Annotated in this window: 9 protein-coding genes and 2 pseudogenes; 4 read left to right on the plus strand and 7 right to left on the minus strand. The window is 67.2% G+C overall.

Annotated features, from left to right (window positions below; translation table 11 throughout):
* Positions 1–325 precede the first annotated feature (325 nt).
* The gene (locus ASF25_RS15810; RefSeq protein WP_056171114.1) at positions 326–982 is read right to left on the minus strand and encodes a glutathione S-transferase family protein; all 657 of its coding nucleotides are present in this window, start codon (positions 980–982) and stop codon (positions 326–328) included.
* Between the two features lie 512 nt (positions 983–1,494).
* Here ASF25_RS15810 and phaZ point away from each other — a divergent pair.
* Together phaZ and rpsU are read left to right on the plus strand one after the other, a co-directional pair.
* The gene (phaZ, locus tag ASF25_RS15815; protein WP_056171112.1) at positions 1,495–2,709 is read left to right on the plus strand and encodes a polyhydroxyalkanoate depolymerase; all 1,215 of its coding nucleotides are present in this window, start codon (positions 1,495–1,497) and stop codon (positions 2,707–2,709) included.
* A 229-nt stretch (positions 2,710–2,938) separates the two neighbouring features.
* The gene (rpsU, locus tag ASF25_RS15820) at positions 2,939–3,259 is read left to right on the plus strand and encodes a 30S ribosomal protein S21 (RefSeq protein WP_056171108.1); all 321 of its coding nucleotides are present in this window, start codon (positions 2,939–2,941) and stop codon (positions 3,257–3,259) included.
* Positions 3,260–3,383: 124 nt separating this feature from the next.
* Here rpsU and ASF25_RS15825 read toward each other — a convergent pair whose 3' ends face one another.
* On the minus strand, positions 3,384–3,776 hold the full coding sequence (locus ASF25_RS15825) for a response regulator (RefSeq protein WP_056171103.1): 393 nt from the start codon (positions 3,774–3,776) through the stop codon (positions 3,384–3,386).
* A 472-nt stretch (positions 3,777–4,248) separates the two neighbouring features.
* On the opposite strand from ASF25_RS15825, the gene ASF25_RS15830 reads away from it, so the two are divergent.
* Positions 4,249–5,043, plus strand: a complete 795-nt coding sequence (locus ASF25_RS15830; protein ID WP_056171100.1) for a class II glutamine amidotransferase — start codon at positions 4,249–4,251, stop codon at positions 5,041–5,043.
* Positions 5,044–5,126: 83 nt separating this feature from the next.
* A complete protein-coding gene (locus tag ASF25_RS15835; protein ID WP_056268227.1) occupies positions 5,127–6,569 on the plus strand; it encodes an NAD-dependent succinate-semialdehyde dehydrogenase in 1,443 nt (480 codons plus the stop codon).
* Positions 6,570–6,640: 71 nt separating this feature from the next.
* On the opposite strand, the pseudogene ASF25_RS22120 reads toward ASF25_RS15835, so the two are convergent.
* From ASF25_RS22120 to ASF25_RS15860, 5 genes and pseudogenes are all read right to left on the minus strand, one after another.
* Positions 6,641–7,697 (minus strand): annotated as a pseudogene (locus ASF25_RS22120) (IS630 family transposase).
* A gap of 181 nt (positions 7,698–7,878) precedes the next feature.
* Positions 7,879–8,067, minus strand: a complete 189-nt coding sequence (locus tag ASF25_RS15850; RefSeq protein WP_056305791.1) for a hypothetical protein — start codon at positions 8,065–8,067, stop codon at positions 7,879–7,881.
* Positions 8,068–8,448: 381 nt separating this feature from the next.
* Positions 8,449–9,221, minus strand: a pseudogene (locus tag ASF25_RS22125) (IS5 family transposase).
* A 275-nt stretch (positions 9,222–9,496) separates the two neighbouring features.
* Positions 9,497–9,658: a hypothetical protein gene (locus ASF25_RS22885; protein ID WP_156369022.1), complete on the minus strand. Its 162-nt coding sequence runs from the start codon at positions 9,656–9,658 to the stop codon at positions 9,497–9,499.
* A gap of 8 nt (positions 9,659–9,666) precedes the next feature.
* Complete coding sequence (locus ASF25_RS15860; protein ID WP_056305794.1) at positions 9,667–10,038, minus strand: LysR substrate-binding domain-containing protein; 372 nt, start codon at positions 10,036–10,038, stop codon at positions 9,667–9,669.
* Positions 10,039–10,145: the final 107 nt, after the last annotated feature.

Genomic DNA, 10,145 nt, shown 5'->3' on the forward strand with positions numbered 1-10,145 from the left:
AACCGAGCGGATCAGTGCCGTCCGCTCGCCCTGCCATCGTCACACGACCGACGATGCACTAACTTCAAACCTGGGCCACTGAATGGGGGCAGGCCAGTAACCTGCCACCGGTACCCATCTTCAGGACGTGCAGGTTACTGACCGATGACTTGTCTTTCATTGACCCGAGTTTTACCCGGTTGACCGTGGGGCAGGTGCGGTTCGATCCACGCCCAAACGTCATCCGAGCGTCGACAGCCCTTGCCCCCCGATTCTCCGGGACCGGAAACTTCGAACCTAAGACAGAGTACCCGAGCAGCCGTAATCGGTTGTATGAGCTGCCTCCCTAGAACTCCATGTCGAGTTCTTCGATCTCGTCGGGCTCGGCCAGGGCCGAATCCAGCCATTCCTGCATCAGGGGCCAGGCGAGGATGGTGTCGCGGTAGGCCGCGGTCGCGCCAGAGACCGGGACGTCGTAGGTCACGAACCGGGTGCAGACGGGGGCCAGCATCGCGTCGGCCAGGCTCGGCGTCTCCCCGAACAGGTAGGGGCCGGAATAGCGCGACAGGCACTCGTCCACGATGGTGACGATCCGGTCGATGTCGCCGCGCGCGCCGTTGAAGATCTTGAACCCGGTGTGGCGGGCCTTGAGGTTCATCGGCAGGGCCGAACGCAGGTTGATGAAGCCGCCATGCATCTCGCCCGCGATGGACCGGCAATGCGCCCGCGCCACGGCGTCCTTCGGCAAGAACCCGGCCTCCGGTCGAATCTCGTTGAGGTATTGGGCGATGGCCAGGGTGTCCCACACGACGATCTCGCCGTGGCACAGGCGCGGCACCAGGAAGGACGGCGAGAGGTGGAGCAGCTCCGCCCGGGTCGAAGCATCGTTGCCCGAGAGCAGTTCCGTCTCGAAGTCGAGGCCCGCCATCCGGCACACCAGCCAGCCGCGCAGGGACCACGACGAATAGTTGCGACTCGAGATGGTGAGTGTCGCCGCTGGCATGGGGGTCCCCCGGTGTTTCTGGTCGACCGCGTGCGGAGCACACGGGCCGAGGCTGGTGGCGATCCAAGACTCGTGCCGAACCGCGAGAACGGCAAGCCGATCGGGCCACGAAGTGGAGATCGTGCCTCGCCGGCCCCGATCCGGGTAAAAGCGTGAGCGCTTCGGCAGGGTGAGCCGCCGAGATGTCATGCTGGAACCGAGATGTCATGCCGGAACCGAGACGTCATGGCGGATCCGCGCTGCGCCGCCGTGCAATGCTCACACAATCGAACGGGCACTATGGTGCGGGAGTGCACTATTTTTCTGCCCGGGCGTCGAGGGGCGGGATCGGTTCGGACCGGAGGGCGTCGGTGATGCAGGTGTACAACAGCCCCGGGGGATCGCTCGGCAGGCCCGTTGCGTTGATCGCTCGCCTGGCTCAGCCTAGCGCCCCATCGGTGGCGGGCCTTTTGCCTGGTCCGTCCTCTGCGGACGTTCCGCGATCCGGTCGTTCGTGTAGGAGTTCAGGCTTCATGCTTTATCGTGCCTTCGATGCCCAGACGGATCTGGCCGAGCAGACCCGTGCGTGGGGTCGACTCGTCCACGACGCGGTCTCGCCCTGGACCGCCGCCGGATACCGCGAGCCGATGAATTGGTGGTCGGCGGGCGCCCGCATGATGATGCGCGCGGGCTTGACCTTCACGCGTCCCGCTTACGGCATCGACACCGTCACGGTGGGCAACCGCGAGGTCGCCGTGACCGAGGAGGCCGTCTTCGCCACGCCGTTCGGCACCCTGTTGCGCTTCCGCAAGGACGTCGACACGCCGCAACCGCCGGTCCTCGTTGTGGCGCCCCTGTCGGGCCACTTCGCCACCCTCCTGCGCGGCACCGTGCGGACGTTGCTCGCCGACCACGACGTCTACATCACCGACTGGCACAACGCCCGCGACGTGCCCCTCGAAGCCGGTGCCTTCGGCTTCGACGACTACGTCGATCACCTCGTGCAGTTCCTCGGCGCCATCGGCGAGGGTGCCCACCTCGTCGCCGTGTGCCAGCCGGCCGTGCAGGCTCTGGCCGCCGCCGCCGTGATGGCCCAGTCGAAGGATGTCGCGCACCCGCGCAGCATGACCCTCATGGCCGGACCGGTGGATTGCCGCATCAGTCCGACTTCGGTGAACCACCTCGCCACTTCGAAGCCCATCGCGTGGTTCGAGAAGAATCTCATCGCCACCGTGCCCCAGCGCCACAAGGGGGCGGGCCGACGGGTCTATCCCGGCTTCATGCAGGTCTCGGCCTTCGTCTCCATGAACGCCAAGCGCCACATGCAGGGCCACGCCGATCTGTTCTGGCATCTCGCCAACGGCGAGACCGAGAAGGCGCAGCAGATCGAAACGTTCTACGACGAGTATTTCGCGGTCCTCGATTTGGCCGCGGAGTTCTATATCGAGACCGTCCGGACAGTGTTCCAGGATTACACCCTGGCCAAGAACGAGCTCACCTACCGGGGCAACCCCATCGACATGCGGTCGATCCGGCGTACCGCGCTGATGACCGTCGAGGGCGAGCGCGACGACATCTGCGCGGTGGGCCAAACCATGGCGGCCCACGACCTGTGTACGGGTCTGCCGCCGCACATGAAGAGCCATCACCTCCAGGCGGGCGTCGGCCATTACGGCGTGTTCTCGGGCCGGAAGTGGGAGAGCCAGACCTATCCGCTGGTGCGCAACTTCATCCAGTCGCACGCCTGACACATCGGCGTCGGAATCGCGTGCCGGCGGTTGGAAGTGGCGGAGGCTTCGTGTATGAGCCTCACCCAAGTGCAGTTTCTGCGCCGATTCGAGGCCGTCCGACCGACGTCCCGCCCGGAAGAGAATTCCGGGTCCGGGGCATTTGTCGGTTCCATCCTCCTTCCAGGACCGCGATTGGCCCCGGGATCGGCGCTGTTCAACAAACCTATGTCTCAGAGGATCTAGACCGTTGCAGGTACTCGTTCGCGACAACAACGTTGATCAGGCTCTCCGCGTCCTCAAGAAGAAGATGCAGCGCGAGGGCATCTTCCGCGAGATGAAGCAGCGCAAGGCTTACGAGAAGCCCTCCGTGCGCAAGGCTCGCGAGAAGGCAGAGGCCGTCCGCCGCGCCCGCAAGCAGGCGCGCAAGACCGCCATCCGCGAGGGCCTGATCGCCGCTCCGAAGCCGAAGCCCCGTTTCGGTGCAGGTGCGCCGCGTCGCCCGGGCGGTTCGCCGTTCGCCCCGACCGCCCCGACCGTGCTGCCCCCCGTCGGCGGCGCCGCATCCTGAAATCCAGTCGGTCCGATCCCTTCAGGATCGGACCCGGTCACGAAAAAGCCCGGCCGCCTCGCGGTCGGGCTTTTTCGTTGTCGGAACGGTACCGCCGCAGGGATGCGCGGCGGTGCGTGAGAACTCAGGCTGCGCGGACCGCCACGGTGGCGTGCTCGGCCTGGACCAGGACGTCGAGGGCGCGCCAGGGCTTCTGCATGTAGACCGCCCGGCTCGGGATACGCCCGGCACCCTTGGCGTCGCCGCCGGAGGTCAGCACCACCCGCACGTCCGGCCACCGGCGCCCGACGGCCGTGGCGAGGTCGATTCCGTCCATGCCGGCGCCGAGGCGTACATCTGCGAACAACAGGGCGACGTTGCCGCCGGAGCGTTCGAGCACGGAGATCGCCGCCTCGGCGCTGTCACAGGCGATGACATCGAGGTCGCTCTCTTCGAGCACGGCCGTCGCGAGGTCGCGCACGGCAGCGTCGTCCTCGACCACGAGGGCGATCGGACAATCTGGCAGGGGCTGGGCCATGAAGTCTCCTTCTCTGTTGAAGCGAAGTCGGGCTCTGTTGAAGCGAAGTCGGGGTTGGATCGAAGGCAGGTCTTCGGCGCGACGGCGTGCGTTGGTACCGATCGAGGAGACAATCGGTTCGAGCGCTGATTCTCTGTGAGTGATGCTGCGCTGCCACGTCTTGTTGGACAAGGGTCGCAAGTGCGAATTCGGCTATGCGGTTCCCGCAACCCTCGATTCCGGTCGGGCATCCGTGGTCCTTCGCGCCGCCGTCATCGTCTTCTCGCCACGGTGTGGGTCCATCGCAGGGATGCGGTGCGTCTCTTGCATCGAAGCGGCACAGCCTCGGTCCGGCGGCGGGTTAACGTTCTGTTCACCACGATCGCCCGAGTGTCGGGGCTTCGATGACGAAACGGCAGGTGCGCGAAGCGGGGTCGCTCACCGGCGGATGGGAGGCGCCCCGCCCGAATCCCACAGGAGGTGTCTGCCTGCCATGTGCCGTTTTCTCGCCTATTCCGGTGACCCCGTCTTCCTGACCGACCTCGTCTGCGCGCCGACGCATTCGCTGGTTCACCAGTCGCTGCACGCGACGGAGGCGAAGACCGAGACCAACGGCGACGGTTTCGGCATCGGCTGGTACGGCGAGCGGGCCGAGCCCGGCCTCTACCGCGATGTCTGCCCGGCCTGGTCCGACGAGAACCTCGTCAACCTGTGCCAACAGGTGCGGGCGCGGATGTTCTTCGCCCATGTCCGTGCCTCGACGGGCACGGCGACGACGCGGGCGAACTGCCACCCCTTCGCCCATGGCCGGCACCTGTTCATGCACAACGGGCAGATCGGCGGCTACCACAAGATCAAGCGCCGCCTCGAAGCCCTCATCCCCGACGATCTCTACGACGTCCGGCGCGGCACCACGGATTCGGAAGCGATCTTCCTCCTGGCCCTCGCCAACGGCCTCGCCGAGGACCCCGTCGGTGCGATGGCCCGCACCCTCTCGATCGTGCGCGATCTCATGCAGGCCGCCGAAGCGGCCGAGCCCCTGCGCTTCACCGCCGTGGTCACGGACGGCGAGACCCTCACCGCCTATCGCTGGGCCTGCGACGGGCGGCCCCCGAGCCTGTATTACCGCCAGACCGAGACCGGCCTCGTGGTGGTCTCCGAGCCCATCGACGGGTGCCGCGAAGGCTGGAACGTGGTGCCGAAGGGCGGTACCCTCCAGGCGACGCGCGGGGGCAGCGTGGTTCTGCGCGGACCCGATCAGGCCGTGGCCGAGCGCATGGCGGCCTGACGTCCGGCGCAGCGCCGCACGGGTTGCGGGCGGCGCGCGAAGGGCGGACAACCCGCGCAGGTCCAACTGCGCGGGAGCCGACGATGACGTATCCGAACGTGAGCCTGCACATCGCTGGTGCCTGGGCCCAGGGCGCCGGCGGCGAGACCCTGCCGGTCCTCAACCCGGCCACCGGCGAGACGCTCGGCACCTGCGCCGTCGCCACCCCGGCCGATCTCGACCGCGCGCTCGCGGCCGCCGCACGCGGCTTTGCAGCCTGGCGTCGGGTCTCGGCGTTCGAGCGCGGCAAGACCATGCGCAGGGCCGCCGATTTCCTGCGTCAGCGCGCCGACGGCATCGCCCGCATCATGACCCTGGAGCAGGGCAAGCCCCTGGCCGAGGCGCGGATGGAAACCCTGGCGGCCGCCGATGTCGTCGACTGGTTCGCGGCGGAGGGGCAGCGCGCCTACGGCCGCATCATCCCGGCCCGCGCCGACGGCGTCGTCCAGATGGTCCTGCGCCAGCCCGTGGGGCCGGTGGCGGCCTTCACCCCCTGGAACTTCCCCATCAACCAGGCCGTCCGCAAGGTCTCGGCCGCCCTCTGCACCGGCTGTCCGGTGATCCTGAAGGGACCGGAGGACACTCCGGCGAGCTGCGCCGAACTCGTGCGCGCCTTCCTCGATGCCGGCGTGCCGGGCGACGTGCTCTCGCTCGTCTATGGTGATCCGGCTGCGATCTCGGGTTATCTCATCCCGCACCCGGTCATCGCAAAGATCTCGTTCACGGGCTCGACCGCGGTCGGCAAGGAACTCGCGGCCCTGGCCGGGCGCCACATGAAGCGGGTGACGATGGAGCTCGGCGGCCATGCCCCGGCCCTCGTCTTCGCCGACGCCGACATCGAGCAGGCGGTGGCCGTCCTCGGCGCCAACAAGTTCCGCAACGCCGGACAGGTCTGCGTCGCACCGACCCGCTTCCTCGTCCACGATTCGATCTATGAAGTGTTCCGCGATCGCTTCGTCGCCTTCAGCGAGGCACGCAAGGTCGGCGACGGTCTCGATCCCGAGACCACCATGGGGCCGCTGATCCATGCCCGGCGCCTGGAGGCGATGGAATCCCTCTGCGCCGACGCCGTCGCCCGCGGGGCGGACCTGCGGACCGGGGGGCACCGCATCGGCAACCGCGGCAACTTCTTCGCCCCCACGGTGCTCTGCGACGTGCCGGTCGAGGCCCGCATCATGAACGAGGAGCCGTTCGGGCCCGTCGCGCTGATCCAGCGGTTTTCCGACGACGAAGCGGCTTACGCCGAGGCCAACCGCCTGCCCTACGGTCTCGCGGCTTATGCCTACACCCGCTCTGGCACACGGGCGACCGAGGTCTCCGCACGGGTTCACAGCGGGATGATCGGCATCAACCACCACGGTCTGGCCCTGCCCGAGACGCCGTTCGGCGGCGTCGGCGATTCGGGCTACGGCAGCGAAGGCGGCTCGGAGGCCATCGAGGCCTACCTCACCACGAAGTTCGTGAGCCAAGCGAGCGTAGGGGGCTGAGGGCGGGACTTCGGAGCTGCGCGTCCCTCCGCTGGGTCGGTCGGATGATACGTAATACCAACTCCCATTGATCAGCACGCATGTGCCCATTGGCGCAATCCGATGGAGGTGATGCGCCAGGGCTGGGCGATAATCCTGTTCCAGGCGTCGCAACAGTGGTCGAGGATGTCGGCATAGGATCGGAAGATGCGATTGCCGACCCAGTTGTCCTGCATGAACTGCCAGAGGTTTTCGACGGGGTTGAGTTCGGGTGAGCGCGCCGGCAGGGGCAGTAGGATGATCTTGTCGGGGACGGGCAGCTTCCTGGTGGTGTGCCAGCCGGCCTGATCGAGCAGGAGCACGGCGTGGGCACCCGGAGCGACGGTCGCAGCGATCTCTTCGCGGTGATGGGCCATGGCTTCGGTGGTGCAGCGGGGCATGACCAAGCCTGCGCCGACGCCCGGGCCGGACAGATCGCTCCGACGATGTAGGCCGAGGCCGTGCGCTGATCCTTTGGGGCCGAGGGACGCGTTCCACGCTTGGCCCAGCGTCGGGTGAGCGTGTTCTTCTGGCCGACACGGGCCTCGTCGCAGAACCAGATCTCTACGGGCTTGGCCCCGACAGCCTGCGCGATCTGCGCCAGACGGTCGGGGAAGCCTTTTTGAAAACGGCGGCGGCCTCGGGGGCCTGGGCATGATGGCGCGGGCGAGCCGAGAGTTTGCGGTAGCCCATCGCCCGCAAGACCCGGCTCAAGGTCTGCTCGGAGACCGATACGCCGTGATCCTCGCACAGGATCTGGGTCAGATCGCACAAGCGCCAGCGGACCACGCCGTGGGCGGCGGGTGTCGGCCCCTGTTCGACCAGGGCCCTGAGAACCTCCCGCTGGTCGGCGTTCAGGCGCGGACGGGCACCCGGGGCCTTGCCGTCGGTCAGCCCGTCCGGGCCATCGGCGTTGAAGGCCACGACCCAATCACGCACCGTCTGCAACCCGACCCCACCGATCTCGGCCGGCTCCGAGCACAGACCGCCCGCGGCGATCACCGACAGCGCTAACAGGCGGCGGGTCTGGGCCGGGTCACGTGAACCCTCGACCAGGACGCGCAGGGCCTCGGCATCAAAATCCGTCCGCAGCGGCACCGGAGCAGCCATCGCATCCTCCTCAGGCTCCAAAACCAGAGGACGGAATCATGGCCCAGATCGCGACGCTACCCCGCGTGAGTCTCGTTCAACGAGGTTTGGTATAACGTGTCGCGCGCGGTGGCACGACGATGCTGAAATCACCCCACGACCGCTCGCTCGGTATCAGTGGGGTTTCTATTGTTCGCCTCGGCTAATGGTGGGCGGCGCACACTCGATACTGGCGCTGTGTAGCCGGAATGATGCGATCCGTGTCGGCGCTCGAGACGAACGGCTCCGGGTCTCCGTTGCTCTCGGCGATGAATCGCTCGCTGCCTGCCGCGACTGCGACCATGGCCTGCCAGATCGACACCACGAACTCGAACCAGAGGGCGCACGCCATGACCGCGGTCGCAGCGCGGATTTGGGAACGTTCGGAACGTCCCATTGATGCCGAGGCCGAGCAGGCGCGTGCAGGAGATGGCTGCATGATCGCGCCCCACGTTTCCTCGGGCAGATGCGCCGCTATCACTGTCCAGGCGGCGGATAGAGGAAACGACGCGGGGGGCTGACCAGGATCTACCCAATTTAGAGCAGCAAGGCGGCCGCGAACCATTCGGTGCTCCGCGTCCTGAAGTAGTCGGTGATCCCGGCGGTGATGCGTTGGACCCTGGTGAGCATGTCACGGCGCCTTATAGCCTGTGCCCATCGCGCGAAGGCAGGGTCGAGCAGTGACAAGGCGTGCATCATGGCGGTCTCCGCCGACGGGCAGGTGGTTGGGGCATCACCGTCTGGTCTGATTGAGGGTGATGATGCAGGCGGCGAGGGTTGTGAAGGCTTGGTAGATGTCGGCGCGGCGCTCGTAGGGGACGGGCAGGCGTCGGAAACGGTTGAACCAGGCGTGGGTACGCTCGACGACCCAGCGGTGAAGGCCGAGCTTCTCGCTACTCTCGATCCCACGGGCGCGGCACTCCTGGCGACGGGCACGGGCGTCTTAGGCCGTGTCGGCATGAAGCTTGTGGGGACGGCGGCGTTGGCGACCGCGTCGGCCGCTGCGCACAGGCGGGATCGCATCCAGGGTCGGGGCCATTATCGCGCTGTCGTGGCGGTTGGCTCCCGTGAAGGTCAGGCCGAAAGGTGTGCCGCGGGCATCGACGACAAGGTGGCGCTTGGTGCCCGGCTTGCCGCGATCCGTCGGGTTCGGGCCAGTCGCAGGCCCCCATTTTTCGCCGGGACAGACGCGCTGTCCAGGCTGGCCCGGCTCCAGTCGAGCTGATCGGCTTCGTGAAGTCGCCCCAGCAGCACCCCATGCAGGCGGACCCAGACGCCCGCCGCCTGCCGATCCCGCAGGCGACGCCAGCACGTCATCCCCGAGCTACAGCCCATCTCGGCCGGCAGCATCTCCCGGGGCAATCCCGAGCGCAGCACGAACAGGATGCCGGTCAGGGCCGCACGGTTCTCGATGGAGCGTCGCCCGCCCTTCGGACGCGGCCGGGGAGGTGGACGTAGTGGTGCGATCTCATGCCAGAGATCGTCCGGAAGAAGACAGCGACCCATGCAACACCAACGCACGACCGCCCTCACGGCACCGTTCTGTTGGGCGCTCTAAGTGCCTTGCAGCGACCCAATGGTCAGTGGCCAAGCGCGCCATATCACTATCTGATCACGCCATTCGATCGGGCGACCGCTTCCCAAAGGTCGGGCATCCATCTGCCGGACATTTCCGATTGTCGATCGATTCCGAAAACGCGTCCCTCGTCTTTATCGGGGTTCCTTTCCGGGAAAGCGTGGCCAGCACGCCACATTGTGACGTGACCCGAAGCGCCGGGGTCTTACGCCGTCTGAAAACAGCCTGCCCGGATCGCGAAGGCAGGCGTGGGATAATCCGGTGTTCGAAGACGATCACCTGCGATGGCATCGTGCTGGCCGATCAACCAAGCCATCGCTGCATGCCGGATCAGGTCGGACGGATTGCCGTCGATATCGAGCGGCATGGTGGCCGTCAGGCGTAAAAGGGAGAGGGCCGCATCTGAGCATGCTGTCGAAGCATCGCCACGATCACCCGGATGGCGGGGCGCACGTAGCGGGACCGGGGCCAGACAGCATGGATCGGCATTTCCGCACCGGCGTGATCGTCCAGCACCGTGCGGAGCCCACCGCTCGCGAGGTGTTCGGCCAACAGCCAGGTGGGGAGCTGGCACAGGCCACCGCCGGCGAGCGTCGCTGCCACCATCGCCTCGCCGTCGCTCAGTTCGTGACGCGCGCGCACCGGGACGGATGTGATGGTCCCATCCGCCTGCCGCAGCAACCAAGCGGGGTGCCCGTCCCGCCGCCAGCCGGTAATGCAGTCCCGCGAGGCGAGGTCGGCCGGCATCGATGGCGTACTGGCCTGCCCCCATTCAGTGGCCCAGGTTTGAAGTTAGTGCATCGTCGGTCGTGTGACGATGGCAGGGCGAGCGGACGGCACTGATCCGCTCGGTT

This window comes from Methylobacterium sp. Leaf100 (assembly GCF_001422845.1).
Classification (GTDB): domain Bacteria; phylum Pseudomonadota; class Alphaproteobacteria; order Rhizobiales; family Beijerinckiaceae; genus Methylobacterium.

What these genes read in the sequence shown, in the direction of transcription:
- ASF25_RS15860 (WP_056305794.1), bottom strand. Translation starts at nt 10,038, where the DNA reads ATGCCGGCCGACCTCGCCTCGCGGGACTGCATTACCGGCTGGCGGCGG.
- ASF25_RS22885 (WP_156369022.1), bottom strand. Translation starts at nt 9,658, where the DNA reads ATGCCGCTCGATATCGACGGCAATCCGTCCGACCTGATCCGGCATGCA.
- ASF25_RS15830 (WP_056171100.1), top strand. Translation starts at nt 4,249, where the DNA reads ATGTGCCGTTTTCTCGCCTATTCCGGTGACCCCGTCTTCCTGACCGAC.
- ASF25_RS15810 (WP_056171114.1), bottom strand. Translation starts at nt 982, where the DNA reads ATGCCAGCGGCGACACTCACCATCTCGAGTCGCAACTATTCGTCGTGG.
- phaZ (WP_056171112.1), top strand. Translation starts at nt 1,495, where the DNA reads ATGCTTTATCGTGCCTTCGATGCCCAGACGGATCTGGCCGAGCAGACC.
- ASF25_RS15835 (WP_056268227.1), top strand. Translation starts at nt 5,127, where the DNA reads ATGACGTATCCGAACGTGAGCCTGCACATCGCTGGTGCCTGGGCCCAG.
- ASF25_RS15825 (WP_056171103.1), bottom strand. Translation starts at nt 3,776, where the DNA reads ATGGCCCAGCCCCTGCCAGATTGTCCGATCGCCCTCGTGGTCGAGGAC.
- ASF25_RS15850 (WP_056305791.1), bottom strand. Translation starts at nt 8,067, where the DNA reads ATGGCGTGCGCCCTCTGGTTCGAGTTCGTGGTGTCGATCTGGCAGGCC.